The sequence below is a fragment of the Pseudonocardia sp. ICBG162 genome, from assembly GCF_020496225.1.
Lineage (GTDB): Bacteria > Actinomycetota > Actinomycetes > Mycobacteriales > Pseudonocardiaceae > Pseudonocardia > Pseudonocardia alni.
The window spans coordinates 608,894-623,586 of sequence record NZ_JAHLJD010000031.1; the positions used below are offsets into that span (position 1 = coordinate 608,894).

Sequence of the window (14,693 nt, forward strand, 5' to 3'; positions counted from 1 at the left end):
CCCGTGACCACGACGGAGAAGCGCCCGTACGACCCGCTCGACATCTCCACCCAGGCGTTCTGGGCGCAGACCCCGGACGCCCGCGAGGAGCGGTTCGCCGAGCTGCGCCGCGAGCGACCGCTGTCCTGGCACCCCCCGGCCGAGACCGACCTGCTCCCCGACCCGGATGCCCCCGGGTTCTGGGCGCTGGTCACCCACGCCGACATCCAGGCCGTCAGCCGCGACGCCGAGACCTTCGCGTCCGGCCAGCAGTACGGCGGCGTGATGCTGGAGGACGTGCCCGAGGACATGCTGGAGGCCGCGCACTCCATCCTCGCGATGGACGCACCGCGACACCACCGCCAGCGCAAGGTCATCAGCTCGGTGTTCACCCCGCGTCGGGTCCGGCAGATCGAGGAGCAGATCGCCGAGCAGGCCCGGATCATCGTCGACGACCTGCTCGCGGGCGACGGCTCGGCGGACTTCGTGACCGCGGTCGCGGCGCGGCTGCCGATGTGGACGATCTCGCAGATGATCGGCATCCCGCCGGACAAGCGGCAGGAGGTCGCCGACGCCGCCAACGCCATGGTCGGCTGGAACGACCCGGACTACATCGGCGAGGGCGACCCGATGGCGGTGCTGCTCAACGGGCTGATGACGCTGCACACCGCGTCGTTCGAGCTGTCCGCGCTGCGCCGCGAGGAGCCCGCCGACGACCTGATGACCGCCCTGGTCCAGGCCGAGGTCGACGGCGACGCGCTCACCGACGAGGAGATCGCGGCGTTCTTCGTGCTGCTCTGCGTCGCGGGCAACGACACCACCCGGCAGACCTCCAGCCACGCGATCCTCGCGCTGGACCGCAACCCCGAGCAGAAGCGGCTGCTCACCGAGGAGTTCGACGACCGGATCAAGCCGGCCGTCGAGGAGTTCGTCCGCTGGGCGAGCCCGGTGCTGACCTTCCGCCGCACCGCGACCCGCGACACCGAGATCCGCGGGCAGCGCATCGCCGAGGGCGAGCGGGTCGTGCTCTTCTACCACTCCGGCAACCGCGACGACGCCGTCTTCGCCGACCCGGACGTCTTCGACATCACCCGCGCCGAGAACCCGCACGTCGGCTTCGGCGGCGGCGGCCCGCACTTCTGCATGGGCCACCACCTGGCCAAGACCCAGCTGCGGGCGCTGTTCCACGAGCTCCTCACCCGCGTCCCGGACCTGTCGGTGGGCGAGCCGGAGTTCCTCACCGGCAACTTCATCAACGGGATCAAGCGGCTCCCGGTGACCTTCGGGACGGCGTCGTGAAGCTCGGACTGGCCCTGGGCTACTGGGGCGCCGGCCCGCCCCCCGGCACCGTCGAGAAGGTCGACGCCGCCGAGGACCTGGGTTTCGACTCGATGTGGACGGCCGAGGCCTACGGCTCGGACGCGTTCACCCCGCTGTCCTGGCTCGGTTCCCGCACCACGCGGATGCGCCTGGGCACCTCGGTCGTGCAGATGTCCGCGCGCACCCCGACCGCGTCGGCGATGGCCGCCATGACCCTGGACCACCTGTCCGGCGGGCGGATGGTGCTGGGCATCGGCGCGTCCGGGCCGCAGGTCGTCGAGGGGTGGTACGGGCAGCCGTATCCGAAGCCGCTGGCCCGCACCCGGGAGTACGTGGCGGTCCTGCGGGACACGATCGCCCGGGAGAAGGTCGGCTCCGACGGGCCGCACTACCCGATCCCGTACCCGGGCGGCACCGGGCTGGGCAAGCCGCTGCGCTCGACGCTGCACCCGTACCGGACCGACCTGCCGATCCTGCTCGCGGCCGAGGGCCCGAAGAACGTCGCACTGGCCGCCGAGATCGCCGACGGCTGGCAGCCGCTGTTCTACGCGCCCCGGCACGACGCGCACTACCGCGAGTCCCTCGACGCCGGGTTCGCCGCCCGCGGCGGGCGCCCGGACGGCTTCGAGGTCGTCTGCATGGTGCAGGTCGTCGTCGACGACGACATCGAGGCCGCCGCGGACCGGATCCGCCCGTTCCTCGCGCTCTACATCGGCGGGATGGGCGCCAAGGGCGCTAACTTCCACTACGAGGTCTTCGCCCGCATGGGCTACGACGACGAGTGCGCCCGCATCCAGGAGCTCTACCTGGGCGGGGACAAGGACGCGGCCGCGAAGGCCATCCCGACCTCGATGGTCGAGCAGGTGGCCCTGATCGGCCCGAAGGCGAAGATCGCCGAGGAGCTGCCGGTGTTCCGCGACTCGCTGGTCACGACGATGGTCGTCGACGGCAGCCCGGAGCACCTGCGCACCGTGCGCGAGCTCGTCGACGGCTGACCCGCTCCCCCACGCCGACGGCCCCGGTCCCGCTCGTGCGGGCCGGGGCCGTCGGTGCGCGCCGGGGGCGGTCAGTAGCGGATCAGGCCGCGGATGTTGCGTCCGGAACGCATGTCCTCGTAGCCCTCGTTGACCTGGTCGAGGGTGTACTCCTTGGTGATCAGCTCACGGAGCTTGAGGTGGCCGAGGTTGTGCATCTCCAGCAGGCGCGGGATGTCGAACTGCGCCGCGGAGCTGCCGAACAGCGCGCCGCGGATCTGCTTCTCGTAGAGCGTGAGGTCGAGCAGCGACAGCGACGCCGTCTCCTCCTCGGCGCGGGCCAGCGCGGTGACGACGACCCGGCCTCGCTTGCCGACCAGCTGCAGCGCGGGCTGCAGGTCGTCGCCCATCGCGACGCCGGTGCACAGGATCGCCGCCTCGGCCATCTGCCCGCGGGTCACCTCGCTGACGATCTCCCAGGCCTCGTCGATGCTCGCGGCGACGTGCGTGGCGCCCAGCTCGCGGGAGCGCTCCCGCTTGTGCCCGACCGGGTCGACGGCCACGACGTAGCGGCAGCCCGCCGCCCGGGCGCCCTGCACCGCGTTCGCACCGATGCCGCCGATCCCGATGACGACGGCGGTGTCCCCGGCCCGCAGGTCGGCGGTGCGCACCGAGGAGCCGAAGCCGGTGGTGACGCCGCAGCCGACCAGCGCGGCCAGGTCGAGCGGGAAGCCCTCGTCGATCTTCACGGCGGACTTCACCGGGACCACGGTGTGCCGGGCGAACGTGCCGAGCAGGCACATCTGGCCCAGGTCCTCGCCGCGGGCGTGGAACCGGTAGGTGCCGTCGAGCTGCGGGCCGAGGGTGGCTCCGGCGCCGTCGTTGCAGAGGTTCGGCTGGCCCTTGGAGCAGTACGGGCAGCGCCCGCAGGAGGGCAGGAAGGTCATCACGACCGGGTCGCCGATCTCGAGCTCGGTGACGCCCGGGCCGACCTCGATGACCCGGCCCGCGCCCTCGTGGCCGCCGACCATCGGCAGGACCGCGGGCAGGTCACCGGTCACGAGGTGCTCGTCGGAGTGGCACAGCCCCGACGCGGTCAGCTCGACCATCACCTCCCCGGCGTTCGGGGAGTCGAGCTCGACCTCCTCGATCTCCCACTTGCCACCGGGTTCCCACAGCACCGCTGCCGTCGTACGCATGGCGGTCGATCCTGGCCGGGCGGAGACCTCCGGCACAGCCGTCGCCCGCGCCAGCGCTGGCCCCCGGGTGCCAGACCGGTCCTCAGGCGCCGGCGAGCGGCAGGGTGAGCCGGGCGACGAGGCCGCCGCCCTCGCGCGGGAGCAGGCTCAGCTCACCGTCCATCGCGGACGCGAGCGCCTCGGCGATCCACAGGCCCAGCCCGGCCGTACCGCGGCGCTCCCCCAGCGCGACGCCCTTGGCCGTCACGACGCCCTCCTGCCCCGCGGGCAGCCCGGGCCCGCGGTCGCGGACCTCGGCGGTGAGCACGGCACCGTCGTGGGCCAGGTGCAGCTCCACGACCTCGTCACCGGAGTGCCGGGCGGCGTTCTCGGCCAGGTTGGTGAGCATCCGGCGCAGCCGCTGCGGGTCGCAGTGGACCGCGGCCCCGGCCGGTTCGACGACCGGGTGCCGCCGGTGCGCGGCGATCCCGGCGGCGTCGAGCACGGCGTCGGCCAGCTCGGCGAGCGCGACGCGGCGGGGCCGGTCGCGCCCGAGCGGGCTGCCGTCGGCGACGGCCAGGTCGGCCAGCCCGTCGAGCATGTCCTGGAGGTGGGCGGCGTGGTCGGCGAGCAGCCGCGACGCCCGCCGGGCGGCGTCCCCGCCCAGCCTGCCCGCGGCGAGGTCGGCCGACAGCGCGGTCAGCGAGGCGACCGGGGTCCGGAACTCGTGCAGCACGACGCGGGCCCCGTCGAGCCGGGCCCGGCTCTGGGACACGATCCGGTCCCGCAGCGCACGCTCGGACAGGTAGCGCTCGTGCTCGCTCTCGGCCCGGGCCCGGGTGGTGGCGATGTCGGCGAGCTGGCGTTCCAGCAGGCGCACGAGGACCCCGGTGAGCACCGCCGTCGCGAACAGGAAACCGGTCCACCACAGTCCCGCGACGACCGCGGCGCCGACCGTGACCCCCGGGGCGGAGCCGAGCAGCGCCGCCGCGGTGTAGCCGACGCCGAGACCGAGAGCGACGAGCTGCCCGAGCCGGTGCCCGCCGCGCAGCGCGATCGCGATGACGACCAGCGGGAGCGCGGCCACCATCGGGCTCGCCACCCCACCGGTGAGCCCGCAGGCGAGCAGGGCTAGCAGACCGTCGACCCCGGTCAGCACGGCCGGCGGGACGGGCAGCCGCCCGCGGAGCACCGAGACGACCCCGAGCGCGGCCGCGTAGACCGCGCTCAGCCCGATCAGGACGGCAGCCACGACCGGTCCGCCCCCGGTGAGGTCCGGCCGGGCCACCAGCAGGCCCACCGCGCCGAGCACGACACAGATCCTCAGGACGACGGCCTGGCGCTCCTCCCGGGTGCGTTCGGGCAGTTCACCGGCGGGCGCGGTCACGGTCGGGGCCTCTCGGGAGCGGACGGGGTCGGCGGCCACACTAGGCTCACCGACCGTGCCGCCCGTGCCGACAGCGCCGCACGTGGTCGTCATCGTCGACGACCACGCCCTGTTCGCACAGGGCCTCGCCCTGCTGCTGGAGTCCCGCGCCGGGGACACCTTCCGGGTCGCGGACTCGACCACCGCCGGGGAGGACGCCGTCGCGCTGGTCGGGAAGCACCGGGCCGGGATCGCGATCGTCGACCTCGCACTCCCCCCGCTGGGCGGGGTGGAGACGATCCGCCGGGTCAAGGCCGCCTACCCCGCCACCCGGGTGCTGGCGCTGTCGGGCACCGAGGACCTGGACCTCGCCGCCGCCGCGATGCGCGCCGGCGCCGACGGCTACCTGGGCAAGTCCGCCGACCCGGAGGTGCTGGTCGCGCCACTGCTGTCGATCGCGGCCGGGGTGCGGGTGCTGCGCGCGGAGCTGCTCGACGCCCTGCTCGTCGCGGCCGACCGCACCGCCGACGGCCTGCTCGACCGGCTCGGTGAACGCGACATCGAGCTGTGGACGCTGCTGGCACGGGGTTTGGAGACCGCCGACATCGCCCGCCCGATGCTGGTCAGCGAGCGCACCGCCAAGCGCATGATCGCCTCGCTGCTGCACAAGCTGGGCGCGGCGAACCGGATCGAGGCGGCCGCGCTGGCGGGGCGCTGCGGGCTGCTCGACGAGCACCCGGCCGGTCGCTGAGATCCGCCCCGGCCCGCCGCACGGCCCGGACGGGCCAAGCCTGGCCCGGTGATCGGCTGCGCGCCCCGGACGGCGCGGGACAGACTCGCCGCGACGTGCCGGGCGGCATCCTGCCCGGCCACATCTCGCGAGGAGGCGCTGATGGCCGTGTTCGCCGACGAGGCCGAGGTCTACGAGTACCTGGGCGGGGTGTTCCGGATCGGGATGGCCGACCCGGACCTGGTGGCGAAGCTGCAGCCGTCCGGGGTCGTCCTGCGGATCACCTACACGAACCCGGACGCCGTCCTCACCGTGGACATGCCGAACTCGGAGATCCACACCGGCGCCGGGCAGGGCCCCGACCCGAACATCGAGCTGTTCATGTCCGCCGACACCGGCAACCGGTTCTGGCTGGGCAAGGTCATCCTCCCGGTCGCGCTGGCCAAGGGCGACGTCCGCGCCAAGGGCCCGGTCTCGAAGGTCCTCAAGCTGCTGCCGATCGCCAAGCAGCTCTTCGGCCCGTACAAGGCGAAGCTCGAGGCCGAGGGCCGCGAGGACCTGCTGAAGGCCTGACCACGATCGGGTGAAGACCCCCGGCCGTCCGGCCCGCCACGACGGCGCCCGGCGAGACTGGGGGTCGACCCCACCCGACGGAGGCGCCGGCGATGGACAACATCTGGCTGGACGTGCACGCCTGGCAGCCGCTGCGGGGCGTGCTGCACCGGATGACCGAGATCGAGTGCGACGCACCCGACCCGCTGCCCCGCGACTTCGACGAGTGGCACGGCTGGGCCGAGGCCTGCCTGCTGGAGGTCGCGACGCGCGACGGCTGGCAGCACGGCCGCTACGCCTACACGATCCAGGAACGGGACGAGACCGACCATCCCGTCCGTGAGATCGGCAAGGACATCTGGGACTACGAGGAGCCGGCTCGCGAGTCGACCGGCTGAGCACCGGCGCCGGGTCGCTACCGTCGCCGGGAACCATTCGCGCGACGAGGAGGTCCACGGTGACACGGGGCAAGGGTCCGCTGGCCGGACTGAAGGTGATCGAGCTGGCCGGGATCGGGCCGGGGCCGCACGCGGCGATGATCCTGGGCGATCTCGGGGCGGACGTCGTCCGCATCGACCGGCCGTCGGGCGGGCTGAAGCTCGGGTCCGACGCGGTGCCCGACCCGACGGCGCGCGGCCGTCGCTCGGTCACCGCGGACCTGAAGGACCCGGCGGGCCGGGAGACCGTGCTGCGGCTGGTCGAGTCCGCCGACGTCCTCCTGGAGGGCTACCGGCCGGGCGTCACCGAGCGCCTCGGCGTCGGCCCCGAGGACTGCCACGCCCGCAACCCGCGCCTGGTCTACGGGCGGATGACCGGCTGGGGCCAGGACGGCCCGATGGCGCCGCGCGCCGGGCACGACCTGAACTACATCTCAATGACCGGTGCGCTGCACGCGATCGGCCGTGCCGGGGAGCGCCCGGTCCCGCCGCTGAACCTGGTCGGGGACTTCGGCGGCGGGTCGATGCTGCTCGTCGTCGGCGTGCTGGCCGCGATCTGGGAGGCGAAGGCCTCCGGGCAGGGCCAGGTCGTCGACGCCGCCATGGTCGACGGCGTCAGCGTGCTGAACCAGATGTTCTGGGGCTTCCTGTCCCAGGACGCCTGGGTAGACGAGCGCGACTCCAACCTGCTCGACGGGCACGCCCCGTTCTACGACACCTACACCTGCGCCGACGGCGGGCACATGGCCGTCGGGGCGCTGGAGCCGCAGTTCTACGCCCAGCTCATCGCCGGCCTGGGGCTCACCGAGGACGAGCTCGGCCCGCAGTACGACCGCGGCGGCTGGCCGGCCATGCGGGCCCGGTTCACCGAGGTGTTCGCCTCCAAGCCCCGCGACGAGTGGGCCGCGGTCTTCGAGGGCACCGACGCCTGCACCACCCCGGTGCTGTCGTTCGCCGAGGCCCGCGAGAACGCGCACCTGACCGCGCGCGGCACCATCGTCACCTCCGACGGCGTGCCCCAGGCCGCGCCGGCTCCGCGCTTCTCCCGCACGGTCACCGAGACCGCCGGTCGCGGCACCGGACCGGAGAGCGTCGAGGACGTCCTGCGCGACTGGGCCTGACCCCGCACACGACGACGCCCCCGGTTCCGCAGGGAACCGGGGGCGTCGTCGTGTCAGGCGCTGATCAGCCGATCAGTCGGTCTCCTCGTCCGCGACCAGCAGGTTGCGGGTGCGGTTCGGGTCCACCGGGATGCCCGGCCCGGTGGTGGTGGAGACGGTGATCTTCTTGACGTAGCGGCCCTTGGCGGCCGACGGCTTGAGCCGCAGGATCTCGTCGTAGGCGGCGCCGTAGTTCTCCACCAGCTTCTCGGTGTCGAACGAGGCCTTGCCGATGACGAGGTGCAGGTTGGCCTGCTTGTCGACCCGGAAGTTGACCTTGCCGCCCTTGATCTCGTTGATGGCCTTCGTGACGTCCGGCGTCACGGTGCCCGTCTTCGGGTTCGGCATCAGGCCACGCGGGCCGAGGATGCGGGCGATGCGGCCGACCTTGGCCATCTGGTCAGGGGTCGCGATGGCGGCGTCGAAGTCGAGCCACCCGCCCTGGATCCGCTCGATGAGGTCCTCGGCGCCCACGGCGTCGGCGCCGGCGGCCTCGGCCTCGGTGGCCTTGTCGCCGGTGGCGAACACGATGACCCGGGCGGTCTTACCGGTACCGTGCGGCAGGTTCACGGTGCCGCGGACCATCTGGTCCGCCTTGCGGGGGTCGACGCCCAGCCGCATCGCGACCTCGACGGTCGCGTCGGTGTTCTTGCTGGCCGTGTCCTGGGCCAGCTTCGCCGCGCTGAGCGGCGAGTAGAGGCGGTCCGCGTCGATCTTCGCGGAGGCCTCACGGTAGGCCTTGCTGCGCTGTGCCATCTGTCCTCGTCTCCTTCAGAGGTCAGGTCGTGGTAGGAGCCGCGCCCGGCTCTCCCACGCGTACGGGTGGTGTGGGGGGCTCGCTCAGCCGTCGACCGTGATGCCCATCGACCGGGCGGTGCCGGCGATGATCTTGGCGGCCTGGTCGAGGTCGTTCGCGTTCAGGTCGTTCATCTTGACCTGGGCGATCTCCCGGACCTGGGCCATGGTCACGCTGGCGACCTTGGTCTTGTGCGGCTCGCCGGAGCCCTTCTCGACACCGGCCGCCTTGAGCAGGAGCCGCGCCGCGGGCGGGGTCTTCAGCTCGAAGGAGAACGACCGGTCCTCGAAGACCGAGATCTCGACCGGCACGATGTTGCCGCGCTGGGCCTCGGTCGCCGCGTTGTAGGCCTTGCAGAACTCCATGATGTTGACGCCGTGCTGGCCCAGTGCGGGGCCGACCGGCGGGGCCGGCGTCGCTGCGCCTGCCTGGATCTGGAGCTTGATGATCGCGGAGAGCTTCCGCTTCTTGGGGGGCATGTCCGTTCCTCAGTGATCGATGTGCACGCCGCGCGGCCCTGCCATGCCGCGGACGTTCCTCACGGGTGCGATCAGATCTTGGAGACCTGGTTGAACCCGAGCTCGACCGGGGTCTCCCGGCCGAAGATCGAGACCAGCACCTTGAGCTTCTGGGCGTCGACGTTGACCTCGGAGATGCTCGCGGGGAGCGTGGCGAACGGGCCGTCCATGACGGTGACCGACTCGCCGACCTCGAAGTCGACCTCGATGGTGGGGGCGCCGCCGGACGAGCCGGAGCCGCCGCCGGACGCGGTCCTGCCGGCCTCGGCCTCCTTCTTGGGGGCCTCGACCTTCGGCAGCAGGAACTTCACGACCTCGTTGATCGTCAGCGGCGACGGCTTGGACGTCGCGCCGACGAAACCGGTGACGCCCGGCGTGTTCCGCACCGCGCCCCAGGACTGGTCGTTGAGCTCCATCCGCACCAGGATGTAGCCGGGCAGCACCTTGCGCTGGACCTTCTTGCGCTGCCCGTTCTTGATCTCGGTGACCTCCTCGGTGGGCACCTCGACCTGGAAGATGTAGTCCTCGACGTCCAGGGTCTGCGCCCGGGTCTCGAGGTTCGACTTCACCTTGTTCTCGTAGCCCGCGTAGGAGTGGACGACGTACCAGTCGCCGGGCGCGCGACGCAGTGCGGCGCGCAGCTCCTCCTCCGGGTCCACGTCCTCGGCCGGCTCCTCCGCGACGGCGTCGGCACCCTCGGTGTCGGCGTCCCCGGAGTCGGCGTCGTCCGCGTCCCCGGCGGTCGGGACCGTCTCGCCCTCGCCGTCCAGCGTCTCCGCCTCGGCGCCGGGGGTGCTGTCGTCGTCGGCCTCGGTGTAGTCGCCGGAGACGGCGTCCTCACCGTGCGCCGCCTCGACGTCGGCGTCCTGGACGGACTGCTCGGGCAGCGTCTCGTCGGCCGCGTTCTCGGCGACGGCGTCGATCGCGGCCTCGTCGGCCGCCTCGTCGTACGCCTTGCTGTCGGAGGTCACGTCCTACTCGCTTCCATTGTTCGGTGTCGGTCGGAGCCGGTCGGCGTTCGTACTCGCGTCAGTTGCCGAACAGCAGGGCGACGCCCTCGGCGAACGCCGAGTCCAGCACGAACACCAGCGCCACCATGATCGACACGAAGATCAGGACCGCGATGGTGTACTTCACCATCTGGCCGCGGTCGGGCCAGATGACCTTGCGGAGCTCGGCGACGACCTCCCGCAGGAACCGGGCGAGCCGGGCGAAGAGCGACGGCTTCTTCTCCTTCGTCGCCGCGGTGGCGCGGGTCGGGGTGGCACGGCCCTTGCCGGGGGTGCTCGCGGAGCCGGAGGCCCGCCGCCCACGACGGTCGGCGGCGTTGCTCGGGCGCTCCCGCCCGGGCCGCTCCGACTCGTGCTCGTCGCTCACGCGTGTCGCCCTCCGCACGTGGCGGGCGTCCGCCCGCCCTCGGTCACGTCCTCCGCTTCGGGAGAACCCTCGTCGCTTCGCCGTCCGTGCCGTCGGCCGCGCCGCCGTGATCTCCGGCGGCCTGCGGCGTCGTGGCAGGGGTGACAGGACTTGAACCTGCAACCTGCGGTTTTGGAGACCGCTGCTCTGCCAATTGAGCTACACCCCTTTGCCCCGATCCGCCACGTGGCGGCGGGGCGGACGCAACGGATCGTCCGGTGCGTCCGGCTGGAACGAGTGTACGCACCCGCTTCCGCGGGCCCGTACCCCGGGTCGCCTCACCCCGGGAGGACGACCTCGGCGCGGGCGCGGCCGAGCACCGTCTTCCCCTCGAAGGCCGCCTTGAGATCGACGACGGCGATCCGCTCCCCGCCCTCCTCGCGCACCTCGGCGACGGTGCCGGAGAGCTCGACGGTGGCGCCGGCGTCGTCGTCCGGGACGACGACGGGCCGTGTGAAGCGGGTGCCGTAGCTGCGGATCGCGGCCGGGTCCCCGGTCCACGCGGTCAGCACGCGGCCGGCGAGGGCCATCGAGAGCATCCCGTGCGCGATCACACCGGGCAGCCCGGCGACCGCGGCGACGCGGTCGCTCCAGTGGATCGGGTTGAGGTCGCCGGAGGCACCGGCGTAGCGCACCAGGTCGGCGCGGGTGACCTGCACGGTCAGCGACGGCAGCGCGTCGCCCTTGGCGCAGGCGGCGGCGGTCTGCGGGGTCAGCGGTGCACTCACGCGTCCCCCTCGCCGCCCGCGTCCTCACCGGCGGGGCTGACCAGCATCGAGTGCGTGGTCGCCACCGGCTCGCCCACCGCGTCGGTGACCTCGCAGCGCAGCGTCAGCATGTGGTTGCCGGCCCGGGTGCGCAGCTCGTCGACGTGCAGCACCGTGGTGAGCTCGTCGCCGGCGACGACCGGCCTGCGGAACGTGATCCGCTGGTCCCCGTGGACCATGCGGGTGTAGTCCCACCCGAAGGCGGGCTCCCGGAGGAAGCCCTCGATGACCGGCATCGTGAAGCAGGTCGGGAACGTCGGCGGGGCCACCAGGTCCGCATGGCCCGCGGCACGTGCCGCGTCCACGTCACGGAAGAGCGGATCGCCGTCACCGATGGCGACGGCGAACTCGCGGATCTTCTCGCGACCGACCTGGTACGGCCCGACCGGGTCCGAGCTGTGCCCGACCCAGGACTGGTCGACCACCGTCAGCTCCGGGAGTCGCTACGCACTCAGCGGGTCTCGCGGTGCGCCCGGTGGGTGCCGCAGTTCGGGCAGAACTTCTTGATCTCGAGCCGGTCGGGGTCGTTCCGCCGGTTCTTCTTGGTGATGTAGTTGCGGTGCTTGCACTCCTCGCAGGCCAGAGTGATCTTCGGCCGCACGTCCGTGGCCTTGGCCATCGCGGGTGCCTCCCAGCATGTCTCGTGAATGATGCGCCAACGTGGTGACGATGGCCGGACTTGAACCGGCGACACAGCGATTATGAGCCGCTTGCTCTACCAACTGAGCTACACCGTCATGCAAGAAGCCCCGCCGCATGCGGCGAGGCCCCTTGTAGAGCCCCCTTACGGAATCGAACCGTAGACCTTCTCCTTACCATGGAGACGCTCTGCCGACTGAGCTAAGGGGGCGGCAGCACCGGTGTCACGCGGGCCCGAGGGCCTCGCTCTCACCGACGGGAAGAACTTTACACCGGGGTCCCGGGCCCCCGAACGGGGGGTCCCGGAACCCGGTTCCTGCAGGTCAACCGCTGTTGGTCACCAGCTCGACTTGCGGACACCCGGCAGTGCGCCGTCGTGTGCGAGCTCGCGCAGCCGGACCCGGGACACCCCGAACTTGCGGAGGTGCCCGCGGGGACGCCCGTCGACCGAGTCGCGGTTGCGGACCCGGGTCGCGCTGGCGTCGCGTGGCTGGCGGCGCAGCTCGGCGACCGCGGCGGCCCGCTCCGGCTCCGGCGTCGACGGGCGGGCGATGAGCGCCTTGAGCTCGGCCCGCCGCTCGGCGTAGCGGGCGACGATCTCCTTGCGCCGCTCGTTCTTCGCGATCTGCCCGGTCGTGGCCATCAGACCTTCACCCCGTTCGCCCGGATCTTCGCCACCGCGGCGGAGACGCCGATCCGGTCCACCGTCCTGATCCCCTTCACCGAGAGCGTGAGCCGCACCCAGCGGTTCTCCTCGGCCAGCCAGTAGCGGCGGGTCTGCACGTTGGGGTCCCAGCGCCGGCTGGTGCGCCGGTGGGAGTGCGAGACCGACTTGCCGAAGCCCGGCTCGCGGCCGGTCAGGTCACAGCGCTTCGCCATCGCTCACCGTCCCGCGTGCGGGTAGGGCAGCAGGGCCATCTCCCGCGCGTTGCGGATCGCGGTGGCCACCTGCCGCTGCTGCTGGCCGGTGAGTCCGGTCACCCGGCGGGCGCGGATCTTGCCGCGGTCGGAGATGAACGTGCGCAGCAGCGCGGCGTCCTTCCAGTCCACGTGCTCGATCCCCCGCTGCTTCAACGGGTTGGCCTTGCGTCGCGGCGCGCGCACCGGCTTGGGACGTGCGGGCATCAGCGCTCCTCCTTGAACTCGACGTGCCTGCGCACCTTCGGGTCGTACTTGCGCAGGACCAGGCGGTCCGGGTCGTTGCGGCGGTTCTTGCGGGTCACGTAGGTCGTGCCCGTCCCCGCCGTCGAGCGCAGCTTCACGATCGGCCGGACGTCGGTCGACTTGGCCATCGCGCCCCTCCTCTCAACATGGGAATCGTTTTCGTTTACGCTACACCGGACCGCGACCACGTCCGACTCCGGGAGGAAGACATGACCGAGCTGGTGGTCCTGTGCGGGACCGAGCCCGACGGAGTGGAGCGGACGATCACGCGGATGCGCGAGCTGGACCCGGGTGTCGTCGTGCTCCACCACGACCTGCGTGACCTCGGCCGCGGTGTGGTGCACCGGCGGCTGCGGGACGCGGGCCGCGACGAGCGCACCGTGCTGGAGCTCGCCCACGGCTGTGTGAGCTGCACCATCCGCGAGGACGTGCTGCCGACCCTGGCCGCGCTGGCCGGGACGGTGGACCGGGTGGTGCTGCACCTGGACCCGCGCCTGGAGCCGGAGCCGGTGTGCTGGGCGCTGGGGGCGGTGGTGTTCGAGCCGCCGGGTGGCGGCGAGGCCTGCACCGCGACCGACCTCGTCGACCTGCGCGGGGTGGTGGCCGTGCTCGACCCGGACCACTGGCTGGACGACGCCACCGGGGACGCGACCCTGCCCGAGCGCGGGCTGTCCACGCTGCCCGACGACGAGCGGACCGTCGCCCGGCTCGCCGTCGGGCAGGCCGAGTTCGCCGACGTCCTGGTGCTGACCCGCGCGGTCGGGCCCAGGGGCGCGGACCGGACCGCCGCCGTCCTGGACCGGCTGTGCCCGACCGCACCCCGGCTGCTCGCCGGGCGGGCCGACCACCGGGTCTTCTGCGACGGGCTCGACCCCGCGTCCCGCCGCGGTGTCCCGGGCGGGGTGCACGACCCGCTGCTGCGCGGGACACCCCCGCTGGAGGCCGACAGCGGCGTCCGCACCCTGCTGTTCTCCGCCCGACGCCCGTTCCACCCGGACCGGCTGCACGACGCGATCGACAGCCTGCTCGACGGCGTCGTGCGGGCCCGCGGCCGGGTCTGGCTCGCCACCCGTCCCGACGCGGTGCTGTGGGTGGAGAGCGCGGGCGGCGGCATGCGGATCGGCCACGCCGGCGACTGGCTGGCCGGCGCCGACGAGCAGGCCTGGACCGAGGCCGGCGACCAGCGCCGGGCGCTGGCCGCCCTGGCCTGGCACCCGCGCTGGGGCGACCGCGCCCAGGACATCGTCGCGATCTGCCACGACGCCGACCCCGACGAGATCGACGCCGCCCTGCGCTCCGCGCTGCTCACCGACGCCGAGATAGCCGCGGGCGAGGACGCCTGGGCCGCCCTGCCCGACCCGTTCGGCTGGGCCCACGACGAGCCCTGCGCCGAGTCCGAGCCCGTGGGGCCCGCCGCCCTGGACGACCCCACCGTACGTTCCGACCGAGAAGGAGACCTCTGATGGCCGTTCCCAAGCGACGGACGTCGCGATCGAACACCCGGCACCGCCGGTCGCAGTGGAAGGCGACCACACCCGACCTGGTGCCGCTCACCCTGGAGGGACGCCGTCACCTGGTGCCGCGCGCCCTCGTCCCGGCCTACCGCCGGGGCCTGCTGCCCCCGCCCGCCGGACGGGGCTGAGGGCACCCCTTACCCGCGGGCCCCGGGCGGCCCGCGGGACGGCGTGATCGCCCGA

Annotated in this window: 21 protein-coding genes and 3 tRNA genes; 8 read left to right on the top strand and 16 right to left on the bottom strand. The window is 73.0% G+C overall.

Features of this window, described 5'->3' with window-relative positions; all coding sequences use genetic code 11:
• Positions 1 to 3: 3 nt before the first annotated feature.
• Complete coding sequence (locus tag KPL60_RS34920) at positions 4 to 1,278, top strand: cytochrome P450 (protein ID WP_226367644.1); 1,275 nt, start codon at positions 4 to 6, stop codon at positions 1,276 to 1,278.
• Positions 1,275 to 2,294 (top strand): LLM class F420-dependent oxidoreductase, encoded by a 1,020-nt coding sequence (locus KPL60_RS27645; protein ID WP_226367645.1) that lies wholly within the window; start codon positions 1,275 to 1,277, stop codon positions 2,292 to 2,294. The genes KPL60_RS34920 and KPL60_RS27645 overlap by 4 nt, the downstream gene beginning before the upstream one ends.
• A 71-nt stretch (positions 2,295 to 2,365) precedes the next feature.
• Here the strand turns inward: KPL60_RS27645 and KPL60_RS27650 are convergent, their stop codons facing one another.
• Positions 2,366 to 3,472: an NDMA-dependent alcohol dehydrogenase gene (locus KPL60_RS27650; protein WP_226353849.1), complete on the bottom strand. Its 1,107-nt coding sequence runs from the start codon at positions 3,470 to 3,472 to the stop codon at positions 2,366 to 2,368.
• 82 nt (positions 3,473 to 3,554) lie between these two features.
• The gene (locus KPL60_RS27655) at positions 3,555 to 4,838 is read right to left on the bottom strand and encodes a sensor histidine kinase KdpD (protein ID WP_226367646.1); all 1,284 of its coding nucleotides are present in this window, start codon (positions 4,836 to 4,838) and stop codon (positions 3,555 to 3,557) included.
• 64 nt (positions 4,839 to 4,902) lie between these two features.
• On the opposite strand from KPL60_RS27655, the gene KPL60_RS27660 reads away from it, so the two are divergent.
• From KPL60_RS27660 to KPL60_RS27675, 4 genes are all read left to right on the top strand, one after another.
• Complete coding sequence (locus tag KPL60_RS27660; protein WP_226353851.1) at positions 4,903 to 5,568, top strand: response regulator transcription factor; 666 nt, start codon at positions 4,903 to 4,905, stop codon at positions 5,566 to 5,568.
• A gap of 141 nt (positions 5,569 to 5,709) precedes the next feature.
• A complete protein-coding gene (locus KPL60_RS27665; protein WP_226353852.1) occupies positions 5,710 to 6,120 on the top strand; it encodes a sterol carrier protein in 411 nt (136 codons plus the stop codon).
• A 92-nt stretch (positions 6,121 to 6,212) separates the two neighbouring features.
• Complete coding sequence (locus KPL60_RS27670) at positions 6,213 to 6,497, top strand: hypothetical protein (RefSeq protein WP_226353853.1); 285 nt, start codon at positions 6,213 to 6,215, stop codon at positions 6,495 to 6,497.
• 59 nt (positions 6,498 to 6,556) lie between these two features.
• The gene (locus KPL60_RS27675) at positions 6,557 to 7,657 is read left to right on the top strand and encodes a CaiB/BaiF CoA-transferase family protein (RefSeq protein ID WP_226367647.1); all 1,101 of its coding nucleotides are present in this window, start codon (positions 6,557 to 6,559) and stop codon (positions 7,655 to 7,657) included.
• Between the two features lie 72 nt (positions 7,658 to 7,729).
• On the opposite strand, the gene rplA is transcribed toward KPL60_RS27675, so the two are convergent.
• The 14 genes from rplA to rpmG (KPL60_RS27745) form a co-directional block, all read right to left on the bottom strand.
• Positions 7,730 to 8,452 (bottom strand): 50S ribosomal protein L1, encoded by a 723-nt coding sequence (gene rplA, locus KPL60_RS27680; RefSeq protein WP_226353855.1) that lies wholly within the window; start codon positions 8,450 to 8,452, stop codon positions 7,730 to 7,732.
• An 84-nt stretch (positions 8,453 to 8,536) separates the two neighbouring features.
• Positions 8,537 to 8,971: a 50S ribosomal protein L11 gene (rplK, locus tag KPL60_RS27685; protein ID WP_073576496.1), complete on the bottom strand. Its 435-nt coding sequence runs from the start codon at positions 8,969 to 8,971 to the stop codon at positions 8,537 to 8,539.
• A 71-nt stretch (positions 8,972 to 9,042) separates the two neighbouring features.
• Entirely contained in the window at positions 9,043 to 9,981 is a 939-nt protein-coding gene (gene nusG, locus KPL60_RS27690) for a transcription termination/antitermination protein NusG (RefSeq protein WP_226367648.1), read from the bottom strand.
• Positions 9,982 to 10,039: 58 nt separating this feature from the next.
• Complete coding sequence (secE, locus tag KPL60_RS27695) at positions 10,040 to 10,387, bottom strand: preprotein translocase subunit SecE (protein ID WP_062397901.1); 348 nt, start codon at positions 10,385 to 10,387, stop codon at positions 10,040 to 10,042.
• Between the two features lie 132 nt (positions 10,388 to 10,519).
• Positions 10,520 to 10,595 (bottom strand) — tRNA-Trp (locus tag KPL60_RS27700).
• Between the two features lie 109 nt (positions 10,596 to 10,704).
• Complete coding sequence (locus tag KPL60_RS27705) at positions 10,705 to 11,154, bottom strand: MaoC family dehydratase (RefSeq protein WP_139282878.1); 450 nt, start codon at positions 11,152 to 11,154, stop codon at positions 10,705 to 10,707.
• Positions 11,151 to 11,618, bottom strand: coding sequence for a MaoC family dehydratase N-terminal domain-containing protein (locus KPL60_RS27710; RefSeq protein ID WP_226367649.1), 468 nt, complete (start codon positions 11,616 to 11,618; stop codon positions 11,151 to 11,153). Before KPL60_RS27710 ends, KPL60_RS27705 begins: the two co-directional genes overlap by 4 nt.
• A 26-nt stretch (positions 11,619 to 11,644) precedes the next feature.
• Positions 11,645 to 11,812: a 50S ribosomal protein L33 gene (gene rpmG / locus KPL60_RS27715; protein WP_020623293.1), complete on the bottom strand. Its 168-nt coding sequence runs from the start codon at positions 11,810 to 11,812 to the stop codon at positions 11,645 to 11,647.
• A 42-nt stretch (positions 11,813 to 11,854) separates the two neighbouring features.
• Positions 11,855 to 11,930 (bottom strand) — tRNA-Met (locus KPL60_RS27720).
• A gap of 40 nt (positions 11,931 to 11,970) precedes the next feature.
• A tRNA-Thr gene (locus tag KPL60_RS27725) sits at positions 11,971 to 12,043 on the bottom strand.
• Between the two features lie 126 nt (positions 12,044 to 12,169).
• Positions 12,170 to 12,475 carry a 30S ribosomal protein S14 gene (rpsN, locus tag KPL60_RS27730; protein WP_073576499.1) on the bottom strand — a complete coding sequence of 102 codons (306 nt, stop codon included), beginning with the start codon at positions 12,473 to 12,475 and terminating at the stop codon, positions 12,170 to 12,172.
• Positions 12,475 to 12,711 (bottom strand): 50S ribosomal protein L28, encoded by a 237-nt coding sequence (gene rpmB / locus KPL60_RS27735; protein ID WP_179761792.1) that lies wholly within the window; start codon positions 12,709 to 12,711, stop codon positions 12,475 to 12,477. The genes rpsN and rpmB overlap by 1 nt, the downstream gene beginning before the upstream one ends.
• A gap of 3 nt (positions 12,712 to 12,714) precedes the next feature.
• Positions 12,715 to 12,957, bottom strand: a complete 243-nt coding sequence (rpsR, locus tag KPL60_RS27740; protein ID WP_179761791.1) for a 30S ribosomal protein S18 — start codon at positions 12,955 to 12,957, stop codon at positions 12,715 to 12,717.
• Positions 12,957 to 13,124, bottom strand: a complete 168-nt coding sequence (gene rpmG, locus KPL60_RS27745) for a 50S ribosomal protein L33 (RefSeq protein ID WP_020623297.1) — start codon at positions 13,122 to 13,124, stop codon at positions 12,957 to 12,959. The genes rpsR and rpmG (KPL60_RS27745) overlap by 1 nt, the downstream gene beginning before the upstream one ends.
• An 81-nt stretch (positions 13,125 to 13,205) precedes the next feature.
• Between rpmG (KPL60_RS27745) and mrf the strand changes: the two genes are divergently transcribed.
• Both mrf and rpmF read left to right on the top strand, forming a co-directional pair.
• Entirely contained in the window at positions 13,206 to 14,459 is a 1,254-nt protein-coding gene (gene mrf, locus KPL60_RS27750; RefSeq protein WP_226367650.1) for a ribosome hibernation factor-recruiting GTPase MRF, read from the top strand.
• Entirely contained in the window at positions 14,459 to 14,638 is a 180-nt protein-coding gene (gene rpmF, locus KPL60_RS27755) for a 50S ribosomal protein L32 (protein ID WP_073576503.1), read from the top strand. Before mrf ends, rpmF begins: the two co-directional genes overlap by 1 nt.
• The last annotated feature ends 55 nt before the right edge of the window (positions 14,639 to 14,693 follow it).